23 protein-coding genes are annotated in these 22,893 nt (G+C 70.7%); 13 read left to right on the top strand and 10 right to left on the bottom strand.

Translation table 11 applies throughout. The features are described from left to right. The first annotated feature begins 245 nt into the window (after positions 1-245). The 7 genes from SLUN_RS25120 to SLUN_RS25090 all read left to right on the top strand — a co-directional run bounded on the left by SLUN_RS25120 (position 246) and on the right by SLUN_RS25090 (position 7,537). Positions 246-1,106 carry an ABC transporter ATP-binding protein gene (locus SLUN_RS25120; protein ID WP_108151910.1) on the top strand — a complete coding sequence of 287 codons (861 nt, stop codon included), beginning with the start codon at positions 246-248 and terminating at the stop codon, positions 1,104-1,106. Continuing rightward, on the top strand, positions 1,103-1,975 hold the full coding sequence (locus SLUN_RS25115; protein WP_108151908.1) for an ABC transporter ATP-binding protein: 873 nt from the start codon (positions 1,103-1,105) through the stop codon (positions 1,973-1,975). Before SLUN_RS25120 ends, SLUN_RS25115 begins: the two co-directional genes overlap by 4 nt. Further along, on the top strand, positions 1,972-2,862 hold the full coding sequence (locus SLUN_RS25110; protein ID WP_108151906.1) for a branched-chain amino acid ABC transporter permease: 891 nt from the start codon (positions 1,972-1,974) through the stop codon (positions 2,860-2,862). The genes SLUN_RS25115 and SLUN_RS25110 overlap by 4 nt, the downstream gene beginning before the upstream one ends. After that, a complete protein-coding gene (locus tag SLUN_RS25105; RefSeq protein ID WP_108151904.1) occupies positions 2,855-4,105 on the top strand; it encodes a branched-chain amino acid ABC transporter permease in 1,251 nt (416 codons plus the stop codon). The genes SLUN_RS25110 and SLUN_RS25105 overlap by 8 nt, the downstream gene beginning before the upstream one ends. After that, complete coding sequence (locus tag SLUN_RS25100) at positions 4,102-5,358, top strand: ABC transporter substrate-binding protein (protein WP_108151902.1); 1,257 nt, start codon at positions 4,102-4,104, stop codon at positions 5,356-5,358. Before SLUN_RS25105 ends, SLUN_RS25100 begins: the two co-directional genes overlap by 4 nt. A gap of 204 nt (positions 5,359-5,562) precedes the next feature. After that, on the top strand, positions 5,563-7,131 hold the full coding sequence (locus SLUN_RS25095) for a DUF8823 domain-containing protein (RefSeq protein WP_108151900.1): 1,569 nt from the start codon (positions 5,563-5,565) through the stop codon (positions 7,129-7,131). A 37-nt stretch (positions 7,132-7,168) separates the two neighbouring features. Continuing rightward, positions 7,169-7,537, top strand: a complete 369-nt coding sequence (locus SLUN_RS25090) for a VOC family protein (protein WP_108154924.1) — start codon at positions 7,169-7,171, stop codon at positions 7,535-7,537. 43 nt (positions 7,538-7,580) lie between these two features. On the opposite strand, the gene SLUN_RS25085 is transcribed toward SLUN_RS25090, so the two are convergent. The 3 genes from SLUN_RS25085 to SLUN_RS25075 all read right to left on the bottom strand — a co-directional run bounded on the left by SLUN_RS25085 (position 7,581) and on the right by SLUN_RS25075 (position 9,822). Beyond that, positions 7,581-7,826, bottom strand: coding sequence for a GNAT family N-acetyltransferase (locus tag SLUN_RS25085; RefSeq protein WP_159100320.1), 246 nt, complete (start codon positions 7,824-7,826; stop codon positions 7,581-7,583). Positions 7,827-7,978: 152 nt separating this feature from the next. Next, entirely contained in the window at positions 7,979-9,241 is a 1,263-nt protein-coding gene (locus SLUN_RS25080) for a L,D-transpeptidase (protein ID WP_108151896.1), read from the bottom strand. A 203-nt stretch (positions 9,242-9,444) separates the two neighbouring features. After that, complete coding sequence (locus SLUN_RS25075; RefSeq protein ID WP_170146602.1) at positions 9,445-9,822, bottom strand: hypothetical protein; 378 nt, start codon at positions 9,820-9,822, stop codon at positions 9,445-9,447. 108 nt (positions 9,823-9,930) lie between these two features. On the opposite strand from SLUN_RS25075, the gene SLUN_RS25070 reads away from it, so the two are divergent. Next, a complete protein-coding gene (locus tag SLUN_RS25070) occupies positions 9,931-10,203 on the top strand; it encodes an LPXTG cell wall anchor domain-containing protein (protein ID WP_108151893.1) in 273 nt (90 codons plus the stop codon). A 39-nt stretch (positions 10,204-10,242) separates the two neighbouring features. Here the strand turns inward: SLUN_RS25070 and hutH are convergent, their stop codons facing one another. The 5 genes from hutH to SLUN_RS25045 all read right to left on the bottom strand — a co-directional run bounded on the left by hutH (position 10,243) and on the right by SLUN_RS25045 (position 16,308). After that, positions 10,243-11,784, bottom strand: coding sequence for a histidine ammonia-lyase (gene hutH, locus SLUN_RS25065; protein ID WP_108151891.1), 1,542 nt, complete (start codon positions 11,782-11,784; stop codon positions 10,243-10,245). A gap of 116 nt (positions 11,785-11,900) precedes the next feature. Then, positions 11,901-13,067: a GGDEF domain-containing protein gene (locus tag SLUN_RS25060; protein ID WP_108151889.1), complete on the bottom strand. Its 1,167-nt coding sequence runs from the start codon at positions 13,065-13,067 to the stop codon at positions 11,901-11,903. Positions 13,068-13,134: 67 nt separating this feature from the next. Then, complete coding sequence (locus SLUN_RS25055) at positions 13,135-13,929, bottom strand: enoyl-CoA hydratase/isomerase family protein (RefSeq protein WP_108151887.1); 795 nt, start codon at positions 13,927-13,929, stop codon at positions 13,135-13,137. Between the two features lie 149 nt (positions 13,930-14,078). Beyond that, the gene (locus SLUN_RS25050; protein ID WP_108151885.1) at positions 14,079-15,323 is read right to left on the bottom strand and encodes an adenylate/guanylate cyclase domain-containing protein; all 1,245 of its coding nucleotides are present in this window, start codon (positions 15,321-15,323) and stop codon (positions 14,079-14,081) included. A gap of 127 nt (positions 15,324-15,450) precedes the next feature. Continuing rightward, entirely contained in the window at positions 15,451-16,308 is an 858-nt protein-coding gene (locus tag SLUN_RS25045) for a biotin--[acetyl-CoA-carboxylase] ligase (protein ID WP_108151883.1), read from the bottom strand. Between the two features lie 113 nt (positions 16,309-16,421). On the opposite strand from SLUN_RS25045, the gene SLUN_RS25040 reads away from it, so the two are divergent. The 4 genes from SLUN_RS25040 (at position 16,422) to SLUN_RS25030 (ending at position 19,179) form a co-directional block, all read left to right on the top strand. Beyond that, entirely contained in the window at positions 16,422-18,002 is a 1,581-nt protein-coding gene (locus tag SLUN_RS25040) for an acyl-CoA carboxylase subunit beta (protein WP_108151881.1), read from the top strand. A gap of 32 nt (positions 18,003-18,034) precedes the next feature. Further along, positions 18,035-18,241: an acyl-CoA carboxylase epsilon subunit gene (locus SLUN_RS25035; RefSeq protein ID WP_108151879.1), complete on the top strand. Its 207-nt coding sequence runs from the start codon at positions 18,035-18,037 to the stop codon at positions 18,239-18,241. 177 nt (positions 18,242-18,418) lie between these two features. Then, positions 18,419-18,547, top strand: a complete 129-nt coding sequence (gene mmpB, locus SLUN_RS41485; RefSeq protein WP_257153791.1) for a morphogenic membrane protein MmpB — start codon at positions 18,419-18,421, stop codon at positions 18,545-18,547. 20 nt (positions 18,548-18,567) lie between these two features. Further along, complete coding sequence (locus SLUN_RS25030) at positions 18,568-19,179, top strand: Maf family protein (protein ID WP_108151877.1); 612 nt, start codon at positions 18,568-18,570, stop codon at positions 19,177-19,179. A 201-nt stretch (positions 19,180-19,380) separates the two neighbouring features. Here the strand turns inward: SLUN_RS25030 and SLUN_RS25025 are convergent, their stop codons facing one another. Both SLUN_RS25025 and SLUN_RS25020 read right to left on the bottom strand, forming a co-directional pair. Then, positions 19,381-20,238 carry a GNAT family N-acetyltransferase gene (locus SLUN_RS25025; protein ID WP_108151875.1) on the bottom strand — a complete coding sequence of 286 codons (858 nt, stop codon included), beginning with the start codon at positions 20,236-20,238 and terminating at the stop codon, positions 19,381-19,383. 87 nt (positions 20,239-20,325) lie between these two features. Beyond that, on the bottom strand, positions 20,326-20,781 hold the full coding sequence (locus SLUN_RS25020; RefSeq protein ID WP_108151873.1) for a hypothetical protein: 456 nt from the start codon (positions 20,779-20,781) through the stop codon (positions 20,326-20,328). A 356-nt stretch (positions 20,782-21,137) separates the two neighbouring features. Between SLUN_RS25020 and SLUN_RS25015 the strand changes: the two genes are divergently transcribed. Further along, positions 21,138-22,889 carry an acetyl/propionyl/methylcrotonyl-CoA carboxylase subunit alpha gene (locus SLUN_RS25015; RefSeq protein ID WP_108151871.1) on the top strand — a complete coding sequence of 584 codons (1,752 nt, stop codon included), beginning with the start codon at positions 21,138-21,140 and terminating at the stop codon, positions 22,887-22,889. Positions 22,890-22,893: the final 4 nt, after the last annotated feature.

Genomic DNA, 22,893 nt, shown 5'->3' with positions numbered 1-22,893 from the left:
AGCCGGCGGCACCCTTCCCGGAGGCCACCATGCTAAGCAGTCGCTTACCCAAGGGCGAGGACTCTGCCAAATCGTGATGATTCCGCCCTGCAGGCCTTGCGGACTGTGAGCCCTCACAAGCCGGGCGCCTCCCGGCTGGGAGCGGACAGCGGCTCTCCGTACCTGTATGGACGCCCTGCTCGGGCCGTGTTCTCGTAGCGCCCAGCCCGGCCCGCTCGTTTGCACCTTTTGCGAGGAGACCCCCTGTGAGCCCTCCACCGACGCAGTCAGGATCCCTTCGGATCACTGATCTCCACGTCACCTACGGACGGTCCGTGCGGGCGCTGCACGGAGTTTCGCTGAGCGTCCCGCAGGGCGGGATCGTTGCCGTCCTCGGCTCCAACGGAGCGGGCAAGACCACGCTGCTGCGGGCGGTCTCCGGGACCCTCGCGCTCCATCGGGGCACGGTGGACAGCGGCACCGTGCACTTCGGCGAAACACGGCTGACGGGCGATCCCGCGCGGTCTGTGGCCGCCGGAGTGGTGCAGGTGCCCGAGGGCCGCAGGATCTTCGGCGCCCTGTCGGTGGAGGACAACCTGCGGGCCGGGTTCCTGGGGGCCCGCCGCAGGAGTGGCGCGGACCGGCAGGCGGCCCGCGACCGCGTCTTCGCGCTGTTCCCGCTGCTGGCCGAACGGCGGCGGCAGGCCGCCGGGCTGTTGTCCGGCGGCGAGCAGCAGATGCTCGCGATGGGCCGCGCGCTCATGGCCGCCCCCCGGCTGCTGCTGCTCGACGAGCCCTCGCTGGGACTGGCGCCCCTCATGGTTCAGCGCATCGCGTCGGTCATCCGCGAGATCAACGCCCAGGGGACGTCGATCCTGCTCGTGGAGCAGAACGCCTCCATGGGCCTGGCGCTGTCCGACCGTGCCTCGGTGCTGGACGTCGGCCAGGTGCGGCTGGAGGGGGCGTCGGACGACCTCGCCGGCACGGACGAAGTGCGGCGCCTGTACCTGGGCGAGAGCTTCGAAGCCGGCACGGCGGGCCAGGGCGCGGTGTCCGCCGCTACATCCGCGACCGCTTTGTCCGCGACCGCACCGGGACTGACCGAGCTGGCCAGGTGGAAGGGATGAGCATCGACGCCGCGGCCGCAACACGCGATCCCGCCTCTTCACCGGAACCGGACGCGGAGACAGAGCCGGTGCCCGCACTCACGGTCGACGCGCTGACCGTCCGCTTCTCCGGCCTCCTCGCCCTCGACGCCGTCTCATTCACCGTCGCCCCCGGTACGATCCACGCCCTCATCGGGCCCAACGGCGCGGGGAAGTCGACCTGCTTCAACGTCGTGTCCGGGGTGTACCGCGCCACGGCAGGAGCCGTCCGGTACGCGGGCAAGGACCTCACCCGCATGGCACCGCACCGCATCGCCCGGCTCGGAGTGGCACGCACCTTCCAGAACATCGTGCTCACCCACGGAACAGTCGCCGACAACCTCATGCTCGGCCGCCACAGCCTGACCCGTGCGGGATTCACGGCGACCGCGTTGCGACTGCCCCGAGCCGTACGGGAGCAGCGCCGCCACCGGGAGCGCGCGGCCGAGATCGCGGACTTCCTCGGCCTGGGCCCCGCCTTCGACAAGCCGGTGGGTTCGCTCGCGTACGGCGACCGCAAGCGCGTCGAGATGGCGCGCGCGTTGTGCATGGAGCCCAAGCTGCTGCTGCTGGACGAACCCGTCGCCGGTATGCATCCCACCGAGCGGGTGGCCATGGCCGAAACCATCGCCAAGGTCCGCGACGCCCTGGGCATCTCGATCCTCATCGTCGAGCACGACATGGGCCTGATCATGCGGATCGCCGATTCCGTGACCGTTCTCGACTTCGGCCGGCTCATCGCCGACGGGACGCCCGAACGTGTCCAGCGCGACCCGGCGGTCATCAGCGCCTACCTCGGCACCCCAGCCCAGGACGCCCAGGACACCCAGGACGAAGGGACGCAACCGTGATCAAGCTGGCCGAAACGATTCTGAACGGACTGGCGCTGGGTTCGGTGTACGCGCTGATAGCCCTGGGCTTCGTCGTGATCTTCAAGGCGTCGGGCGTCATGAACTTCGCCCACGGCTCCCTGCTGCTGTTCGGCGGCTATGTCACGGCACGGCTGCACGACACCATCGGCTTCCTGCCGGCCGTGCTCGTCGGCGCCGCGCTGGCGGCGGCGCTCGCCGGGCTGGTGCAACTGCTGGCCACCCGCGGTCTGCGCGGAGCGGAAATCCACACGCTGACGATCCTGACGATCGGTATCGACGTCCTGCTCAGCACCGAACTGAACAGGCGGGTGGGCGCCGACTTCCTCAGCATGGGAGATCCCTGGGGTGCCGACGTGACGCAGCTCGGGGACATCACCGTCGCCGACTCCCGGATCGCGAGCATAGCGGTGGCGATCGTCGTCATCAGCGTGTTCTTCGCGGCGTTCCGCTGGTCCCGCTGGGGCCTGTCCATGCGGTCGGCGGCCGCCGACCCGGAGGCCGCCTCCTTGATGGGCATACGGCTGGACCGCGTACGGCTCATCGCATGGTGCGTCGCCGGAGCGCTGGCCGCTCTCGCGGCGGTGTTCCTCGCCGCCTTTCCCGCCGCGGGCCTGGACCGCACCACCAGCCAGATCGCCCTGAGCGCCTTCCCCGCCGCCATCCTCGGCGGTATGGACTCGGCCGTCGGCGCACTCGTCGGCAGTCTCGTGATCGGCCTGACGGCGGCGATGGCCGCCGGCTACCAGAGCGAGTTGAGCGCCCTGGGCTCCGGATTCTCCGACGTGGCCCCCTACCTCGTGATGGTGCTCGTACTCCTGGTCCGCCCGACCGGTCTCTTCGGATCGAAGGAGCTGACCCGTGTCTGACACCCTGTCGCCCGACGTCTCCCCTCCCCCCACCACGGGCGCTTCCCCCGACGGCTCGGGCGGTGCCGCCGGACGCCGGTCCCAAGCAGCTTCCAGGGCGGGCACTGTCGCCGTCGCCGTGCTGCTTCTGCTCGTCCTCCCCTTCTACGTCTCCTCGTTCTGGCTTCAGACAGGCCTGTTCGCCATGGCCGCCGTCATCGGCGCCATCGGACTGAACCTGCTGTCCGGGACCACCGGACAACTGTCCCTGGGCCACGCCTTCTTTCTCGCCGTAGGCGCGTACGGCTATGTGTGGCTGGCCGCGGACCCGTCCGGCACCGGCTCCGCCCACCTGTACGGGCTCGGGCTGCCGCCGCTGCTCGCCCTCGTTCTCGCCGTCGTACTCGCCGGCGTCGCGGGAGGGCTGTTCAGCCCCATCTCCGGTCGCCTGCGCGGCATGTACCTGGGCATCGCCACCCTCGCCCTCGTCTTCCTCGGCCACCACATGATGCTCAACGCCCGCGACATCACGGGCGGCTTCAACGGCCGCTCCGTGCCGGCGCTGGAGATCTTCGGCTTCTCCTTCTCCGACACCTCACCCGACGGGCTCGCCGTGCTCGGCGTCCCCTTCGGCGGACTTGAACGCCTCTGGTACTTCGGCCTCGTACTGGTGGCGGTGGCCTGGCTCGCCGCACGCAATCTCGTGCGCGGACGTCCCGGCCGTGCCCTTGCGGCCGTACGCGACAGCGAAGTCGCCGCCGCCGTCATGGGAGTTCCCCTCTCCCGCTACCGCGCCTCGGCGTTCATCGTCTCCTCGATGTACGCGGGCGCCGCCGGCGCTCTGCTGGCCCTGGTGTTCAAGCGCGTCGTCCCCGACCACTTCGGTCTGCTGCTCTCCATCGACTACCTCGCGATGATCGTCATCGGCGGCCTGGGATCGGTCGGCGGCGCCGTCGCCGGAGCCGTCTTCGTCACCCTGATACCGCATCTCCTCACCAAATACGCCGACCACCTGCCGCTGCTCACCGCCCCCGGTACCGCCGGATCCGGCGTGACCCCCGGCGACGCCGCGCGCTACCTCTACGGCGCCGCGATCGTCCTCGTCCTGGTCTTCGCGCCGGGCGGCCTGGCCGGCCTGGCCCACAGACGGCCGCGCCGCACCGGCGACGGCGCTCGCCGCAACCGGCGATTCCCTCTCCGCACCCGCACCACCTCCGACCCTCAGGGCGTCGAAGGCGCCACCCCGAAGGAGCACACACCGTGAGACACCCCCGCCTGGCCCCGGCCGCAGCCGTCCTTGTCGTACTCACCCTGAGCGCCACGGCCTGCAGCACCAAAAGCGGTACCGGCACGGACACTGCCGGCAGCGATGGCGTCAAGACCGGCCCCGGAGTGACGGAGAAGACCATCACCCTGGGCGCGCTGACCGACCTCACCGGACCGTACGCATCGCTCGGCAAGAGCATCGTCAACTCGCAGCAGCTGTACGCCGACCAGCTCAACGCCTCCGGCGGCATCTGCGGCCGTACCGTCCGGATAACCGTCAAGGATCACGGCTACGACGTGCAGAAGGCCGTGACCGCGTTCACCGAGACCGAGCCGAATGTGGCCGCCCTGTCCCAGGTGGTCGGTTCTCCCGTGGTGTCCTCGTTGCAGCAGGAGATCGAAGCCAAGCACCTGCTGACGCTTCCGATGGGATGGGCCTCCAGCCTGCTGGGCCACCAGTACGTCCAAGTGGTCGGATCCACCTATGACATCGACATGATCAACGGCGTCGACTTCCTCGTCCGCAAGGCGAAGCTGAAGCCCGGCGCCAAGATCGGCCACGTCTACTTCGAGGGCGAGTACGGTGAGAACGCCCTCGCCGGATCCAAGTACGCGGCGAAGCAACACCGGCTGAGCATCGTCGAGCAGAAGATCAAGCCCACCGATCAGGATCTGACCGCGCAGGTCACCGCCCTCAAGCAAGCCGGGGTCAAGGCGATCCTCATCAGCGCCGGTCCCAAGCAGTCGGCGGCCCTGGTCGGCACCGCGGCTGCGAAGGGATTCGCGGTCCCGGTGCTCAGCAACGCACCCGGATTCGCCCCGCAACTGCTCGCCACCCCGGTCGGCCCCGCCCTGGAGAAGCAGCTCTACCTGGTGAGCGCCGCCCCGCCGTTCAGCTCCGACGCCCCGGCGATCCAGAAGCTCGCCAAGGACTACAAGGCGAAGTACCCCAACGACCCGCTGGACACAGGCGTCGTCAGCGGCTGGAACACAATCAGTGTCCTCGGTGAGGACCTCAAGGCAGCCTGCAAGGCCAAGGACCTCACCCGGGAAGGCATCGCGGCGGCGCACCGCAAGCAGTCCAAGCTCACCGTTCTCGGAGTGTCGTTCGACTTCTCCGACCGCGCAAAGCCCTCCACCTACCAGTCCTTCATCCAGAAGCCCGCCAAGCAGGCCGCGGGCGGACTGGTGACCGTCGAGCCGGCCCACGAAGTGCCCGCGGCACGGACCTATCCACTGCCCAAGAGCTGACCCGTCACCCCTGCGATCCGCCGCGTGCGGCAGGGCAACTCGCGCCCTGTGGCCGCGAGATGGGACACCCCCACGGGCTACGGCGCGCGGCTGCGGGAGGACGGACGCCCCTGGTGAGGCCGGGCCCGCCGATCCCCCGCTCAGCCGGATCACGGCGCCATTAGGGTTTGCGCCGTGGGGATCAGCACGCGGGCAGAGACCGAAATGACCGTCGCCGTCGAGCGGGACGCACCACCCTGGTGGCGCGTCCCGCTCGTCGCGACGGCCGTCGTCGTGCCCCTCTACGTCCTGTGGGCCGGCTGGCTCGCGACCGGCGGCGGCGACCTGGCGGCGCAGCTCGCCTGGGCCGGGTTCATGGAGCGGCACCCGGCCTCCGCGTACAACCTCGCCTGGTACGGCGGCACCCACACCGCCAACTACAGCCTCCTGACTCCCCCGCTGATGGCCGTCTTCGGCGTCCGCGCGGTGTCGGTGGCCGCCGGGCTGGCCGGGGCCTGGGTGCTGGCCTGCCTCTTCGTACGCAGGGGGGTGCGGCGGCCGGTGTGGCCCGCGCTGCTCGGGGCGCTGGCGCTCTGGTGCAACGTCGCCTCCGGCCGTACGACCTTCGCACTGGGGATCGCGATCGGCCTGCTCGCTCTGCTGTACATACGCAGGGCTGTCGTCGCCGTCGTGTGCGCGGCGCTCGCGACCATGGCCAGTCCGGTCGCCGGGCTCTTCCTGGTGGTGGCGGGGGCCGCGTATCTGCTGGACCGGCAGGGGCGCGAGGGCGCCGCGCTCGTGCTGCCGCCGTTCCTCGTCGTGGCGGCGGTGACGCTCCTGTTCCCCTTTCACGGCGAACAGCCCATGACGCCGGGAAAGTTGTGGATGCCCCTGGTCGCCTCCGTCGCCCTGGCCGGCGCGGCACCGCGCGAGTGGCGGGTGGTGCGGTACGGCGCCGGGGTGTACGGGGCCGGCGTCGTGCTCACGTATCTCATCGCCTCGCCCATCGGCACGAACGTCGAGCGGCTCGTCGGCCTCGTCGGACCGCCCGTGCTGCTCGCGGCGGTCCTGGCGGGCGGCGGCCTCGGTACCCTCCTGCGGGCCGTCCTCGCGATCGCGCTGGCCGTGAACACCTACTGGATGATCGACAAGACCGAGGACGACCTGGTCGTCTCCAACTCGGTGCCGTCGTGGGCCGCGCACACCGATGGTGTCGTACGGGCGCTGGAGCGGCTGGGCGCCGACCGTACACGCGTCGAGGTCGTCCCCGCCCGCAACCACCGCGAGGCGGCGCTTCTCGCCCCGCACATCAACATGGCGCGCGGCTGGAACCGGCAGCTCGACGTCGAGCGCGGCCGGCTCTTCTACGACGGGTCGCTGACCCCGGCGACGTACCGTCAGTGGCTGGACCGCAGGGCGGTGGGCCTCGTGGTGCTGCCCCACGGGCAGCCGGACGGGCCGGCCGAGGACGAGGCGGCGATCGTCGCCGGCGGTCCCGACTGGCTGCAGCAGGTCTGGCAGGACGAGGGCTGGACGGTCTACCGGGTGCGGGACGCGGTTCCGCTGGCCGCCGCCCCGGCGACGGTGGTGGGCGGCAGCGACGCGGAGCTGGTCGTACGGATGCCCGCGGCCGGGTCGGTGACGGTACGGGTCGCCTACTCGCCGTGGCTGCGGGCGAAGGGGGCGTGTCTGCGCCAGGAGGGCGAGTGGACGCGGCTGACGGTGCCGCGGGCGGGCGAGTACCGGCTGGACTCGCCGTACTGGCTGAAGCGCTCGGCGGGATCGCGCTGTTGAAGGCCGATTGTCAGTGGCCTGTGTCACCCTCGGGGTCATGATTGACCACATCGCGGTACAGGTGGCCGACCCGGCGGCCGCAGCGGCCTTCTACGACCGGGTACTGGCCCCGCTCGGCGGAAAGCGGCTGCTCGACTTCGGCCAGGTGATCGGTTACGGGACGACGATGCCGACGTTCTGGATCGGCCCGGTGACGACGGAGGGGCAGCCGCGCGAGGCGCACATCGCCTTCTCGGCGGCCGACCGCGCGGGGGTGCGGGCCTTCTTCGCGGCGGCCGTCGAGACGGGGGCGGAGGTGCTGCACGAGCCGCGGGTGTGGCCCGAGTACCACCCGGCCTACTACGGCGCGTTCGTCAGGGACCTGGACGGCAACAACGTGGAGGCGGTCTGCCACACGCCGGAGTGACCCGGCCGCAGCGGATCGGTCAACGTAAAGCCGCGTAGCCCCGCTACAGCTTCGCCTGGAAGACGGCGACCGGGCGCTCGCGCCGGTAGCCGAGCCGCTCGTTGACGGCCAGCATCGGGCCGTTGTCGTCGGCGACCGTGGTCGCGATCTCCCGTACGCCGGGGTGCAGCGCGCTCACCGTCCCCAGCATGTGGCGCTTGACCGCACGGCCGAGACCGTGGCCCCGATGGCCGGGGGTGACCACCGTGTCGTACTGGATCGCCCGGATGTCGGAGGGGTCGCGCAGCACCAGTCATAGCGAGGACGGTACGGACAAGCTCGCGCCGTCGCACGCCAATTCGAAGGCGGCCGGACCCCGAGGGGTGCGGCCGCCTTCTGCGTTGCTCAGGGCTCGGAATCAGGACTCCGCATCACGAGGACTCGGAACTCAGGACCCAGAACTCAGGCCTCGGCGCCGGCCTTCCACTCCGCCCAGCTCAGGTTCCAGCCGTTCAGGCCGTTGTCGGGCTGGATCGTCCTGTCCTTGGAGTTCTTGACGATCACGACGTCGCCGACGATCGAGTTGTCGTACAGCCAGGCGGCGGGCTGGTTCGGGTCGCCCGCGCCCTCGGCGTCGTTGAGACCGACGCAGCCGTGGCTGGTGTTGGCGCTGCCGAAGATCGAGTCGGCGCCCCAGTAGTTGCCGTGGATGAAGGTGCCCGAGGTGGACAGCCGCATGGCGTGCGGGACGTTCTTGATGTCGTACTCGCCCTTGCCGTCGTCGTCCGTGAAGCCGACGGTCGCGCCGTTCATCCGGGTCTCCTTGAACTTCTCGGAGATCACCATCTGACCGTTGTAGGTCGGGTTCTCGGAGGAGCCGGCGGAGATCGGGATCGTCTTGATCGTCTTGCCGTCCTGGGTGATCGTCATCATCTTCGTGGCGGCGTCGACGGTGGAGACCTGGTTGCGGCCGATCTTGAAGGTGACCGTCTTCTGCTGGACACCGAAGACGCCGTCGGCGCCCTCGACTCCGTCCAGGTTCAGCTTCAGCGTGACGGTCGAACCCTCCTGCCAGTACTGGTCGGGCCGGAAGTCCAGACGCTGGCCGTTGAACCAGTGGCCGACGACCTCCTGACCGCTGCTGGAGGTCACGGTGATCCCGGCCTGGACGGCCTTCTTGTCCGTGATCGCCTTGTTGAAGCTGATCGACACCGGCATGCCGACGCCGACGGTCGAACCTTCATCAGGCGTGAAGTTGCCGATGAAGCTGTTGGCGGGCGAGACGGTGGTGAAGGAAGAGTTCTCGTGGGCTTCCAGGCCCTTGGAGTCCTTCGCCGACGCGGAGATCTTGTACGTGGTGGAGCGCTCGAGCTGCCCGTCCGGCTTCCAGCTCTTGCCGTCGGCGGCCAGGGTGCCCTTGACGGTCTCACCGGCCGCGGTCGTCATGGTCACCTGGGTCAGGGTGCCGTCACTGACGGTGACCTTGGCGTCGTTGTTGATACTCGCGTTGGTCGCGCCGTTCTTCGGCGAGATGGCTATTCGGGCCTTCGAGGCGTCCTTCGCCGCTGCCTCGTCGACCTGGGCCTGCGACTTCTTCGAGCCTTCGGCGCCGCCCTTGTCCCCGTCGCCGCTGCAGGCCGACATCACCAGCACGCCGCCGAGCACTGCGGACGCGGCTATCAATCCCCGGCGCCGCTTGCTGTCCGTCATCACACGCTTCTCCATCGTCGCCGACTCCCCTGACCAACTGCTTGGACAACACCCATTCCGGGGTATCCGGTTCCACATCCCGAAAGGATGTGGGCCACACCACTCACGTCCACTCATCGACGCAGCCACGGCTCCGCCGGTTGCACTGCGGCACGAAAACCGCCGCGCCCCGGTTCACCGCCGCGGCGAGCCGGGGGCCCGAAGCGCGCCATCCGCCGCTACGACCGCCGGACTTCTCCGTCACCCTCGACGGCCGCCCCGTCCTCGTCCTCGTCGGCGTAGTCCCCATCCTCCTCATCAGGGTCCCACTCCTCCGCCTCGGGGTCGTAGTCGATCTCCTCACTGGTCCAGGAGGCCTGGGCGAGCTCCACCCCAGGCACCTCGCTGACCAGGTCGAAGGGGTCCACGAGATAGGCGATGGCCTCCGCGTCGTCCTCGCGTACCGCGGACTGGGCGTGCGAACGCTCCTCGTCCGGCATGAACTCGTCCGCCGCGATGCGCTCGAGGGCGGCGCCGGTCAGCGCGCCGGAGTCGTCCACCTCCAGCACCAATTCCACCCGCAGTCGTACAAAGCGTGATGTCTCAGAAGTGGTCATACGACGGAGCGTAGGGCCCCCGCCCCCGCGACTTTCCCGCGACCCGCTGCTTTCACTAGCATCAGCGCACCCGGCCAATTCGAGGATGCCTCAAGGGGGATCGAGTCTGTGTCCGTCGCACGTCGACCGCTGCTGACCGCCACTGCCGCAGGGACTTTGCTGTGTGCGCTGTGGTTCGTTCCGTCCGCGAACGCCACGTCCGAGCGGGAAGCCGCGCAGAGACAGCAGACCGGCATCCAAGCCGCCTCCGAGCAGCTGAAACTCGCCGATACGGGAGGCGTGGACACCACCCCGTATCTGATCGCCGGGACCGGGTTCCTGGGGCTCGGCGCGGGCTTTGTGGCGTACTCGGTGCGACAGCGTGGAGCGGTCCTCCGGTAGCCGGGACCGCACCCCAACTACCGGAGGACACCGGGAAGATCAGGCCAGCGGGCCCGTCACGGGCTCCACGGCCTCGATGAGCTTTCCGTCCCGTACGAACACGTCCGCGGCCTCCAGGTCGGGCGAGAGGAAACGGTCCGGACCCGGGCCCTGGACACCGGCCGCGCGCAGCGCCGCGATGGCGGCCTGCGAGGCGGGCGCGGGGGTCAGCCCGTCCCTGAGCTCGATGGCGCGGGTCGCCGCGTACAGCTCGACGGCGATGATCCGGCTCAGGTTGGCGACGGCCGTACGCAGCTTGCGCGCGGCCGACCAGCCCATCGAGACATGGTCCTCCTGCATCGCGGAGGAGGGGATGGAGTCGGCGGAGGCCGGGACGGCGAGCCGCTTCATCTCGCTGACCAGGGCGGCCTGCGTGTACTGAGCGATCATCAGGCCCGAGTCGACACCGGCGTCGTCCGCGAGGAACGGCGGCAGCCCGTGCGAGCGGTTCTTGTCGAGCAGCCGGTCGGTGCGGCGCTCGGCGATGGAGCCGAGGTCGGCGGCGACGATGGCGAGGAAGTCCAGGACGTACGCGACGGGCGCGCCGTGGAAGTTTCCGTTGGACTCCACGCGCCCGTCGGGCAGCACGACCGGGTTGTCGACGGCCGAGGCGAGCTCGCGGTCGGCGACCAGGCGGGCGTGCGCGAGGGTGTCCCGCCCGGCGCCGGCGACCTGCGGGGCGCAGCGCACCGAGTACGCGTCCTGGACGCGGGGGGCGTCGTCCTGCTGGTAGTGGCCGGTGAGCCCGGAGCCCTTGAGCACGGCGCTCATGTTGGCGGCGGCGACGCCCTGGCCCGGGTGCGGGCGGATGGCGTGCAGCTCGGGGGCGAGCACCTTGTCCGTGCCGAGCAGCGCTTCGAGGCTGAGGGCGGCGGTGATGTCGGCGGAGGTGTAGAGGCGCTGGAGGTCGGCGAGGGCCATGACCAGCATGCCGAGCATGCCGTCGGTGCCGTTGAGGAGGGCGAGGCCCTCCTTCTCGCGGAGTTCGACGGGGGCGATGCCGTGCGCGGCGAGCAGCTCGCCGGCGGGCCTGAGGGTCCCGTTCGGGCCCTCGGCGTCGCCCTCGCCCATCAGCGTGAGCGCGCAGTGGGAGAGCGGGGCGAGGTCGCCGGAACAGCCGAGGGAGCCGTACTCGTGCACGACCGGGGTGATCCCCGCGTTGAGCACATCGGCCATGGTCTGGGCGACCTCGGGGCGTACGCCGGTGTGGCCGGAGCAGACCGTCTTCAGCCGGAGGAACATCAGCGCGCGGACGACCTCGCGCTCGACGCGCGGGCCCATGCCCGCGGCGTGCGAGCGGACGATGTTGCGCTGCAGCTGGGCGCGGAGTTCGGGGCTGATGTGCCGGCTGGCGAGTGCGCCGAATCCGGTCGACACCCCGTAGACGGGCTCGGGCTTGGCGGCCAGCGCGTCCACGATCCCCCGGGCCGCGGCGAGGGCGGCGACGGCCTCGGCGGAGAGCTCGATCCGGGCGTTGCCGCGGGCCACGGCGATGACGTCTTCGGCGGTGGTACCGGACGTCCCCACCACGACTGTGTGCATATCCATATTCAGGAGCGTACGGACTGAATCGCAACCTGTCACTAGCGGTGGGCGGGCTGACCCCTTACGGAAATGTCACGCCCGCCACACCGGAAGCCACGCGTGCCACGCCTGGATCAGGGCTCACTCCAGGGCTCACCGGTGTCCTCCGGACGCACACCCCGGAAGGTACGGCGCTCGTGCGGCGAGCGCGGCGGGGCGTCCGCGAGGCGGATCACCGTGCCGTCGCGGCCGGCGACCACCGGCTTCGGGGAGCGGGCCGCCTTCGCCCGGTACTGGGCCGCGTCCGCCAGCCGGAACAGCCGGCGGGCCGAGCGGACCTCTCCGATCGGGTCGCCCGTCGACGCGACCCCGCAGGCAACGCCCTCACCGAGCTCCAACTCCCCGGACCGTACACAGAGTTCGTCCGCCACCCGGACCACGTCGTCGGCGGCCGGGCCGATCCAGACCAGACAGAACTCGTCCCCGCCGAGCCGTGCCGCCAGCGCGCCCGGGAGCATCGCCCCGCACAGTGAGAGGACCGAGCCGAAACGCTCGAGCAGCCGGTCGCCGACCGCGTGGCCATGGGTGTCGTTCACGCTCTTGAGGCCGTTGAGGTCGCACACCACCAGGCTGACGACCGAGCCGTCGGTGCGGTGGCGCTCCAGCGCCTCGTCGAGCCTTATGTCCACGGCACGGCGGTTGGCGAGCCCCGTCAGCGGGTCCGTGAAGGCGAGCGTGCGGACCTCCTCCAGGCGCTCGGTCTGGGCGATACCGGCGGCCACGACGGAGGCGAGGACGGTGGCGAAGTCCGCGTCGTCCCGGTCGAACACGGGCGCGCCCAGCGGTCTGGCCACGTACAGCTCGCCCCAGGCCCGGCCGTGCAGCACGATCGGCGCGACGACACAGCAGCCGCGGCGGCGCCGGCGCAGGGCCGAAACGCGCTGATGGCAGTACCCGTGCCCGGCCGACGCGGGCCCCTCCACCGTCTCCACCCAGGCGTCCGGCTCGCCGCCGCCCGCCCACCGCTCGTGCAGAAACTCGGTGATCTCGGAGAAACGGTCGACGGGGTACGTCTCCGACTCGGGGAACTCCTCCTCCCCCGGGGCCCGTTCACCGGCGTTGACCAGCACCTTGAGCCGTCCGAGCTCCCGCTCCCAGACGGAGAGCGCGGCGAAGGAGCCGGCCAGCGCGTCGCACGCGCCGAGTGCCGCAGCCCGCCAGGACTCGCGCGGTGTGCGCGCGGCCGCCATCGCCTGCGCCAGTGCCACCACGGCCCGCAACCGCCCATCCTCAGCCATCATCCCAGCTTAGGGAGGTTTGGCCGGATTTGATCAGTTGGCGTAGGCCGCAACACGCCATCACGCTGAGCTACTCGCCGGGCCAGTGCGGCTTCCGCTTCTCGTTGAAGGCCGCGACGCCCTCGGCCCGGTCCCCGGAGAAGGCCACCGACCGCCAGGCGGCGTCCTCGACCTCCAGCCCGGCCCGCAGATCGAGCCCCTGCCCCAGCCGCATCGCCCGCTTGGCGGCGCGCAGCCCGACGGGTGAGTTCGCGGCGATCCGGGCGGCGAGCGCGAGCGCCTCGGTCCTGGCGTCGTCGGCGAGCCGGTCGACGAGCCCCAGCTCCCTCGCCTCGGCCGCCTCCACACGCCGCGCCGTGAACACCAGCTCGGCGGCGCGCGCGGCGCCGACCCGGCGCGGCAGGAGCTGCGTCCCGCCGCCGCCGGGGATGACGCCCACGGACACCTCGGGCAGCCCCACCACGGCGGTGGCATCGGCGACGATCAGATCGCAGGCGAGCGCGAGCTCGAACCCGCCGCCGAGCGCGAAGCCGTGCACGGCGGCGACGGTGGGCATCGGCAGCTCGAGCACCCCGGTGTACGCGGCCCGTGCTGTGGGCCGCTGCCGCACCAGCTCGGCGTCGGAGAAGGAGTTCCGCTCCTTGAGGTCGGCGCCGACGCAGAAGGCGCGGTCGTGGGTGGAGGTCAGCACGGTGACGCGTACGTCCGGATCGCCGGCGAGGGCGTGGCAGGCGGCGGCGATGGAACGGGCCATCTCGGTGGAGACGGCGTTCATGGCCTTGGGGCGGTCGAGGACGAGCTCCGCGACGTGCTGGCGCGTGCGGACGGCGACGAATTCGCCGAACCGCTGTTCGGACTCGGACATGCACCCTCCCGGTTAACGTTGGTTCACCGGATCATAGAGCGGCCCCGGGCGCGCGGGTACACGTACCCGGGGCGCTGCCCCGGACCCCGCGCCTCAATCGCCGGCGGGGCTGAGCTTCGCCGCCGGGGCTGAGTTCCGGGTCCTGTGCCTCAATCGTCGGCGGGGCTGGATTTCGCCCTTCGCGTGAGCGTCCACGGTTCCACCACGCCCAGGCCTCGCACCGGGCGCTGCCACATCGGCTGGAGTGCGAAGCGGTACGAGGGGGACTCCTCGCCCTCCTTCTCCGCCGCCGCTGCCTCTTCCGCCGCAGCCGCCTCCGACGCCGGTGCGTCCTCGGTCCGTACGAGCTCCTTCGCGAACGCCCCGTCCACCAGCACGGCGTCCTTCGGCGCTATCGACGTGAGCCGGCTCGCAAGGTTCACCGTCGTGCCGAACACATCGCCCATCCGCGTGGTCACCGTGCCAAAGGCGATGCCGACGCGCAGCGCCGGCATCGACTCGTCGTGCGTCATCGTTTCGATCAGGCGCAGCGCGATCTCCGCCGCCGTGCCCGCGTCGTCCGCCGCGTACAGGACCTCGTCGCCGAGGGTCTTGATCAGCCGGCCGCCGTGCGCGGCGACCAGGTCCGCGCAGGTGGTCTCGAAGGCCTCGACCAGTTCGCCCAGTTCCTCTTCCTCCAGGCGCCGGGTCAGCCGGGTGAAGCCGACGAGGTCCGCGAAGCCGACCGCGAGGCGGCGGTCGACCATCTCCTCGTCGTCCGCGGCCTGGACCACGCGTCCGGTCGCCGCGGCCAGCTGCCGCCGCCAGACGTAGACCAGGAATTCCTCGAGCTCCGGGAGGAGCAGTTCGACCAGGGGGTACGTGACCTCTGTGCGGGTCATGCCCGGCTCCGGCGGCTCCGTCAGGCCCTCCAGGAAGGAATCGATCTGCCATTCCGCCAGCCGGGCGGTGGTCTGCCCGGTCGACCGTGCCACCTGGACCGCCATCGGCTCGCTCAGCAGGCCCGCCTCGACCAGACCGGCGAGCCGGCGCAGGGCCAGTACGTCCGCCTCGGTCAGAGCCTTCGCCTGGCCGATGTCGGCGAAGCCCATGGCCCGCCAGAAGCGGGAGGCGAGGTCCATCGAGACACCCGCCGTCCGGGCCGCCTGGAACGGCGTATAGCGCCGTTCCGCGCCCAGGATCAGCTGTTCAAGACGGATCGCAAGGGGGTCGTCGGTCGGCTCCGCGGTGTGATCGACCTCGTGGTGCGGCGTCGGATGCACCGACGACGAGGGCGCGGACGCGCCTGAGGTCGACGTTGACTCGTTCGAAGGAGCGGACCCGGCGGACGCGCCGGACGATGAGTCCGACGGCGGCTGCGCGCCCGCGTCGGAAGCTGTGTCGTCGACGGTCACCAGCCGCCTCCTGCCCGTTCCCTGCGCACTGCCCTGCCGATCTGTCGCTCGATCGCCTCAACGATACGGCAGGTGTGCCCTAGCTCACGTCCCGGTCGCCCTCCCGGTTCACCCGGGTCCCCCGAGATCAGCCGGCCGGCCGAAGGTGCACGATGTCGCCCGCGCTGATCGCCTGCCGCCCGCCGCCCTCCGTGGACAGCACCAGACGCCCGTCGCCGTCCAGGGCGAGGGCCTCGCCGACGACCGAGCGCTCGCCGGGCAGCTCGGCCCGTACGGTGCGGCCCAGGGTGGCGCAGCCCGCCGTGTACGCCGCCTGGAGACCCGAGCGCGCCGGGTCGCCGCCCGCCGCGCGCCAGTCCGTGTACCACTGCTCGAGCGAGCGCAGCACCGCCCGCAGCAGCGGATCGCGGTCGGTGGAGATCGCGTTCGCCAGGGCGAGGGAGCCCGCCGCGGGGACGGGCAGCTCGTCCGCGCGCAGGGTGACATTGAGGCCGATGCCGACGACGACCGCGTCGTCCCCCGCACGCTCCGCGAGGATCCCGCCGGTCTTCCGCTCCTCGCCGCCGACCTTCACCAGCAGGTCATTGGGCCATTTGAGCGACATGTCGACTCCGGCGGCCCGCGCGAGGCCCGTCGCCGCGGCGACTCCGGCGAGCAGCGGCAGCCAGCCCCAGCGCTCGACCGGCACCTGGGCCCCCGGGCGCAGCAGCACGGACAGGAACAGCCCGGAGCGCGCGGGCGCCGTCCAGGTCCGGTCGAGCCGCCCCCGGCCGGCCGTCTGCTCCTCGGCGACCAGCACAGCCCCCTCCTCCAGCGACGCGGCCCGCGCCACGAGGTCGGAGTTGGTGGAGCCGATCGCCTCCACGATGTCGAGCGAGGTCCACAGCCCGCCGGGCAGCAGCAGGGCGTGGCGCAGAGCGGGGACGTTCAGCGGCGGCCGGTCGAGGTCGGACCAGCGGCTCTCGGGCGCATTCTCAGGCGTCATGCAAGCCAGGTTAGGTGTGGCAAACGCCGCACTGCCGAGCGCCATGCGCGCCGATACGCTACGTGTCAGTAGCCATTCGGTTGACGTTGACCAGGACAGGGAGCCGCATCCCGATGTCGGAGTCCGAGATTGACATCCACACCACCGCGGGGAAGATCGCGGATCTGCAGCGCCGCATTGACGAGGCGACGCATGCGGGCTCCGCGCGCGCGGTGGAAAAGCAGCACGCCAAGGGCAAGTTGACCGCCCGTGAGCGGGTCGATCTGCTGCTGGACGAGGGATCGTTCGTGGAGCTCGACGAGTTCGCCCGGCACCGGTCCACGAATTTCGGCATCGAGAAGAACCGCCCGTACGGCGATGGCGTGGTCACCGGTTACGGTACGGTCGACGGCCGCCCCGTCTGTGTGTACTCCCAGGACTTCACCATCTTCGGCGGCTCGCTCGGCGAGGTGTACGGCGAGAAGATCGTCAAGGTCATGGACTTCGCGCTGAAGACCGGCTGTCCGGTCATCGGCATCAACGACGGCGGCGGCGCCCGCATCCAGGAGGGCGTGGTCGCCCTCGGCCTCTTCGCCGAGATCTTCCGCCGCAATGTCCATGCCTCCGGCGTGGTCCCGCAGATCTCCCTGATCGTCGGCCCGTGCGCGGGCGGCGCGGTCTACTCCCCCGCGATCACCGACTTCACGGTGATGGTCGACAAGACCTCGCACATGTTCATCACCGGACCCGATGTCATCAAGACGGTGACGGGCGAGGACGTCGGCTTCGAGGAGCTGGGCGGAGCCCGTACGCACAACACGACGTCCGGCGTCGCGCACCACATGGCGGGTGACGAGAAGGACGCGATCGAGTACGTCAAGTCCCTGCTGTCGTACCTGCCCTCGAACAACCTCTCCGAGCCGCCGGCCTTCCCCGAGGAGGCCGACCTGGCGACGACCGACGAGGACCGCGAGCTCGAGACGCTGATCCCGGACTCCGCGAACCAGCCGTACGACATGCACACCGCCATCGAGCACGTGCTGGACGAGGGCGAGTTCCTGGAGACGCAGGCGATGTTCGCGCCGAACATCATCACCGGCTTCGGGCGGGTCGAGGGCTTCCCGGTCGGCATAGTCGCCAACCAGCCGATGCAGTACGCCGGCTGCCTGGACATCAACGCCTCCGAGAAGGCCGCGCGCTTCGTGCGCACCTGCGACGCCTTCAACGTCCCGGTGATCACGTTCGTGGACGTGCCCGGGTTCCTGCCGGGCGTGGACCAGGAGTACGGCGGCATCATCCGGCGCGGCGCCAAGCTGATCTACGCCTACGCCGAGGCGACGGTGCCGCTGATCACGGTGATCACGCGGAAGGCCTTCGGCGGCGCGTACGACGTCATGGGCTCCAAGCACCTGGGCGCGGATCTGAACGTGGCCTGGCCGACCGCGCAGATCGCGGTGATGGGCGCGCAGGGCGCGGTGAACATCCTGCACCGCCGCACGATCGCGGCCGCCGACGACCAGGAGGCGACCCGCGCGGAGCTGATCCAGGAGTACGAGGACACGCTCCTCAATCCGTACGTCGCGGCCGAGCGCGGATATGTCGACGCGGTGATCATGCCGTCGGAGACGCGGGCGCACATAGTGAAGGGCCTGCGGCAGCTGCGTACGAAGCGGGAGAGCCTGCCGCCGAAGAAGCACGGCAACATCCCCCTCTAGACCCCCCTAGCCTTCCAGGAAGGGACTTGACGATGATCAAGGTCGTACGGGGAAACCCGACCCCGGAGGAGCTGGCCGCCGCACTGGCGGTGGTCCAGGCACGCGCCGCGGCGACGGCCTCCGCCGCGGAGGGCACCCCACTGCTGCCCGAACAGTGGTCGGACCCGGCGCGCATAGCGAAAACCCGGAGGCCGCTGCCGGGCCCGCGGTCGTGGGCCCGGACGTACTGGCCGGTGTAGCCCGCCGCCTCAATCGCCGGCGGGGCTGGAGTATCCAGCACCACCGGCGATTGAGGACACGGCCGGAGGCCGTACGGGGGCCTGGGGGCGCAGCCCCCAGAATTAGTCCGTTGTCACCCCTGCGGTTGAGTACTCGTACTCAGGCGCACCCCGGCCGCCCGCAGCAGGATCGATCGCATGCTGTGGTCGGACCCGAAGGACGAGCCCCCCAAAGAGCTGCGCGAGATGCAGGCGATGATGCGCCGCGTCGGCTTCGTGCTGGCGCTGGCCATGGTGGTGGCGATGTTCGTCGTCGGTCTCCACTGATCGCCGCCTACGATGACCTCATGACCGATCCGCGCCGCCGCCTCGTCCTCGCCTCCGCCTCCCCGGCCCGCCTCAATCTGCTGCGCCAGGCCGGCCTCACCCCCGACGTGATCGTCAGCGGTGTCGACGAGGACGCCGTATCGGCACCCACCCCGGCCGAGCTGGCGCTGGCACTCGCGCAGGCCAAGGCGTCCGTCGTGGCCGCTCGGGCCGATGTGATCAGGAGCGGCGCGCTCGTCATCGGCTGCGACTCCGTCCTTGAGCTGGACGGCCACGCGTTCGGCAAGCCCGCCGACGCGGAGGAGGCCATCACCCGCTGGAAGTCGATGCGCGGCCGCGCGGGCACCCTGCAGACCGGGCACTGCGTCTACGACACCGCCACCGGCCACTACGCCTCGGGCACAGCGTCCACCGTCGTGCACTTCGGCCACCCGTCCGACGACGAGATCGCCAGCTACGTCGCCAGCGGCGAACCGCTCCGCGTGGCGGGTGCCTTCACCCTGGACGGCCGCTCCGCGCCCTTCATCGACGGCATCGACGGCGACCACGGCAACGTCATCGGCCTCTCCCTGCCGCTGCTGCGCAGGCTGCTGGCCGAGCTCGGCCACTCCATCACCGCCCTGTGGGCGTGAGATCCGGTCATTTCCGTATTCGCGGCGTGACACCGTTCACATGTGGCTGAGCGGCCCCGGGGAAGTCCGGGCGGCGTCGCGGGCCGATGGCTGTCGCCTACCTACGTCCGCGACTCCAAGAACCCGGACGGACCCTGATAGCCCTCGCTCCAGATGTCTGGGGCACCTTCCTCGCCTCGCCCGCCCTGGCGTGACACCGGTCTACTCGGCAGGCTCAGCGATCAGCGCGGTGGCGACACGTCGGAAGCCGAGCCGGGCATAGATCCGGGCCACATCATCGTCGCCCGCTGACAAAAAGACCGTCTCCACGCCGCGCGACCGGGCGTCGGTCACCAGCGCCGCGGTGACCGCCAGCCCGAGACCACGACGGCGTGCGCTGGGCAGCGTCCCGACACCGACGATCTCGCTGACCGCTCCGACCGGCTGATGCTGGCCCGCGCACAGCGCCGCCCCGCCGTCCACCGCTGCGGCGACCGAAGTCAGACCCGCCCCGATCCGCGCCACTACGCGTTCCACCGACCCGTCGCCTGCTCGGGCACGCGCGGCTTCCGCCAGTTCGGTGACTCCCGCCAGGCCAACTCCGGTTCCGGGCTCCGCGAAGGCAAGATGCGGCACGGCCAGCGCGCTCGCCAGCGCCGGATCGTCCGGGCCCATGGTCCGCACCGTCAATCCGCCGGACAGCTCGTCCGCGGCGGGCACCGACGCGCCCGGGTCAAGCACCATCAAGGGGTGCTCGTGAACCACAAGCCCCGAGCCCTCGATGGCGGCCCGCAGCGTCGGCGCGGTCTCGGCTGTCCACTCGAAACTCTCCGGGATCCCGAGTTCACGCTGCCGGGCGCGGACCCGGGCCACAGCGGCGGTGCTCACCGCGCCGGACCAGCTCCGAGCCGGACGTGCGTAGAACGGCCATCCCTGGCCTTCCCGCACGAACAGAGTCAGCGGCCCGTAGTCCTCGGCCCGGGCACCACTGCGCGGCACCGCGTCGTAGTACCGCTCAAGTCGGTCCAGCAGTACCCGCTCAGGGCGATCATCAAGATCCACAGAAGTCACACGGGGCATCGAAACACCGAGTCGCCGGCCACCGCCACCGAATTGCGACCCGGCCTCGGCCGGCCCCCGCGCGGACGATCAAGCAGGGTCGTCGTCCTACGCGGGCGCCGCGCCGTTCGTAGGCGCCGGCTCGCTCTTGGGCTCGCTGTCGCGCGGCGCGTCCCTCTTGCCGTATGCCACCAGCGTCAGCACGATCAGCCCCAGACCCACCATCATGAACGCGAACGCGTCCCAGCCGACCAGACCCACCGTCAGCGCGCCCAGCACCCCGTGCACGATCGCGCAGCTGATCAGCAGGATCCGGGCGGCGCGGCCCGGGGCCCGGTCGCGCAGGCCCGCGAGGAGCAGGACGACCCCGCACGCCGCGAGGTAGAGGCCGAAGACGCCGCCCATCACCCAGGTCCCGGTGACCATCGCATCCGGGTCCAGGTCGGCCAGTGACATGCTCTGCTTGTCGACAAAGGTGGCGAGGATGCCGTTGATCACCACTATGCCGACGGCCTCAACCAGCAGAACAATCGCGGCCACCACGGCCACCGGTCTGCGCGCCACGGCGCCCCCAACCCTCTGTTACCTGAAGTACGTACGACAACCCGAACGCTACTAACCGGTAAACCCGGGGACAAGACTCTCGGCACGCTCGGTCCCACAGCAAAGAATCATTCGCCCATTCGTAGGGACTCGACAAAGAATCCCCTCCGGCCGCTGGCCCCACGAACAGAGACCTGTGCCACACCTGAGGGCTACTGTGCGAGGGAGGAACCCGTCGTACCGTGGTGCGACAAGGGATTTCGCGACTTGCGCGAACCTCGGATCACGCTCCGTGTGGGCAAGCTCACCATTGGGGACGGGTCGAAACGTCGTGTCGGCAGTCCCTAAACTCAGCTTGTTTCAAGGAGGGAGCCATCGTGCGCAAGGTGCTCATCGCCAACCGTGGCGAAATCGCTGTCCGCGTTGCCCGGGCCTGCCGGGACGCCGGGATCGCGAGCGTAGCCGTCTACGCCGATCCGGACCGGGACGCTCTGCACGTCCGCGCGGCCGACGAGGCGTTCGCCCTGGGCGGTGACACCCCGGCCGCCAGCTATCTGGACATGGCCAAGGTGCTGCAGGCCGCGAAGGACGCAGGTGCGGACGCAGTACACCCCGGGTACGGCTTCCTCTCCGAGAACGCCGAATTCGCCCAGGCCGTACTCGACGCGGGTCTGACCTGGATCGGCCCGCCCCCGCAGGCCATCCGGGACCTCGGCGACAAGGTGGCGGCCCGTCATATCGCGCAGCGCGCGGGTGCCCCGCTGGTGGCCGGTACGCCGGACCCGGTGTCGGGCGCGGACGAGGTGGTGGCCTTCGCCCAGGAGCACGGGCTGCCGATCGCCATCAAGGCTGCCTTCGGCGGTGGCGGGCGCGGCCTGAAGGTCGCCCGCAACCTCGAAGAGGTGCCGGAGCTGTACGACTCCGCGGTCCGCGAGGCGGTCGCCGCGTTCGGGCGGGGGGAGTGCTTCGTCGAGCGCTACCTGGACAAGCCGCGTCACGTCGAGACGCAGTGCCTGGCCGACTCGCACGGCAATGTCGTCGTCGTATCGACGCGTGACTGCTCGCTGCAGCGCCGCCACCAGAAGCTGGTGGAGGAGGCCCCGGCACCGTTCCTGTCGGACGCCCAGAACGCCGAGCTGTACGCCGCCTCGAAGGCCATCCTGCGCGAGGCGGGCTATGTGGGCGCCGGCACCGTCGAGTTCCTCGTCGGCACCGACGGCACGATCTCCTTCCTGGAGGTCAACACCCGCCTGCAGGTGGAGCACCCGGTCACCGAAGAGGTCACCGGCATCGACCTGGTCCGCGAGATGTTCCGGATCGCCGACGGCGAGGAACTGGGCTACGGCGACCCGGCCGTGCGCGGCCACTCCTTCGAGTTCCGGATCAACGGCGAGGACCCGGGCCGCGGCTTCCTGCCCGCCCCCGGCACCGTCACCACCTTCGCGGCGCCGTCCGGCCCCGGTGTCCGCCTGGACGCGGGTGTCGAGTCCGGCAGCGTCATCGGCCCGGCCTGGGACTCGCTGCTCGCCAAGCTGATCGTCACCGGCGCCACGCGTGAGCAGGCGCTGCAGCGCGCCGCGCGTGCGCTGGGCGAGTTCACCGTGGAGGGCATGGCCACCGCCATCCCGTTCCACCGTGCGGTCGTCGCCGATCCGGCGTTCACCTCCGACCCGTTCCGGGTGCACACCCGGTGGATCGAGACGGAGTTCGTCAACGACATCAAGCCCTTCGCCGTTCCCGCGGACACGGACGAGGACGAGGCCGGCCGCGAGACGATCGTCGTCGAGGTCGGCGGCAAGCGTCTTGAGGTCTCGCTGCCGTCCTCGCTGGGCATGACGCTGGCCCGGACCGGTCTGGCCGCGGGCGCCAAGCCCAAGCGGCGGGCCGCGAAGAAGTCGGGACCGGCCGCCTCCGGTGACACCCTCGCCTCCCCGATGCAGGGCACGATCGTCAAGGTCGCGGTCGAGGAGGGCCAGGAGGTCAAGGAGGGCGACCTCGTCGTCGTCCTGGAGGCGATGAAGATGGAGCAGCCGCTGAACGCGCACCGCTCCGGCACCGTCAAGGGCCTCACCGCCGAGGTCGGCGCCTCGCTCACCTCCGGCGCGGTGATCTGCGAGATCAAGGACTGACGTC

It is taken from the genome of Streptomyces lunaelactis, assembly GCF_003054555.1.
Classification (GTDB): domain Bacteria; phylum Actinomycetota; class Actinomycetes; order Streptomycetales; family Streptomycetaceae; genus Streptomyces; species Streptomyces lunaelactis.
The sequence above is the reverse complement of the archived record's forward strand: the minus strand, read 5'-3'. Positions and strand labels throughout refer to the sequence as shown.

Excerpts from the sequence above, each read along its gene's own strand:
- SLUN_RS25115 (WP_108151908.1), top strand. The coding sequence starts at position 1,103 with ATGAGCATCGACGCCGCGGCCGCAACACGCGATCCCGCCTCTTCACCG.
- SLUN_RS25095 (WP_108151900.1), top strand. The coding sequence starts at position 5,563 with ATGACCGTCGCCGTCGAGCGGGACGCACCACCCTGGTGGCGCGTCCCG.
- SLUN_RS25090 (WP_108154924.1), top strand. The coding sequence starts at position 7,169 with ATGATTGACCACATCGCGGTACAGGTGGCCGACCCGGCGGCCGCAGCG.
- SLUN_RS25080 (WP_108151896.1), bottom strand. The coding sequence starts at position 9,241 with ATGGAGAAGCGTGTGATGACGGACAGCAAGCGGCGCCGGGGATTGATA.
- SLUN_RS25075 (WP_170146602.1), bottom strand. The coding sequence starts at position 9,822 with ATGACCACTTCTGAGACATCACGCTTTGTACGACTGCGGGTGGAATTG.
- hutH (WP_108151891.1), bottom strand. The coding sequence starts at position 11,784 with ATGCACACAGTCGTGGTGGGGACGTCCGGTACCACCGCCGAAGACGTC.
- SLUN_RS25060 (WP_108151889.1), bottom strand. The coding sequence starts at position 13,067 with ATGATGGCTGAGGATGGGCGGTTGCGGGCCGTGGTGGCACTGGCGCAG.
- SLUN_RS25055 (WP_108151887.1), bottom strand. The coding sequence starts at position 13,929 with ATGTCCGAGTCCGAACAGCGGTTCGGCGAATTCGTCGCCGTCCGCACG.
- SLUN_RS25045 (WP_108151883.1), bottom strand. The coding sequence starts at position 16,308 with ATGACGCCTGAGAATGCGCCCGAGAGCCGCTGGTCCGACCTCGACCGG.
- SLUN_RS25040 (WP_108151881.1), top strand. The coding sequence starts at position 16,422 with ATGTCGGAGTCCGAGATTGACATCCACACCACCGCGGGGAAGATCGCG.
- SLUN_RS25035 (WP_108151879.1), top strand. The coding sequence starts at position 18,035 with ATGATCAAGGTCGTACGGGGAAACCCGACCCCGGAGGAGCTGGCCGCC.
- mmpB (WP_257153791.1), top strand. The coding sequence starts at position 18,419 with ATGCTGTGGTCGGACCCGAAGGACGAGCCCCCCAAAGAGCTGCGCGAG.
- SLUN_RS25030 (WP_108151877.1), top strand. The coding sequence starts at position 18,568 with ATGACCGATCCGCGCCGCCGCCTCGTCCTCGCCTCCGCCTCCCCGGCC.
- SLUN_RS25025 (WP_108151875.1), bottom strand. The coding sequence starts at position 20,238 with ATGCCCCGTGTGACTTCTGTGGATCTTGATGATCGCCCTGAGCGGGTA.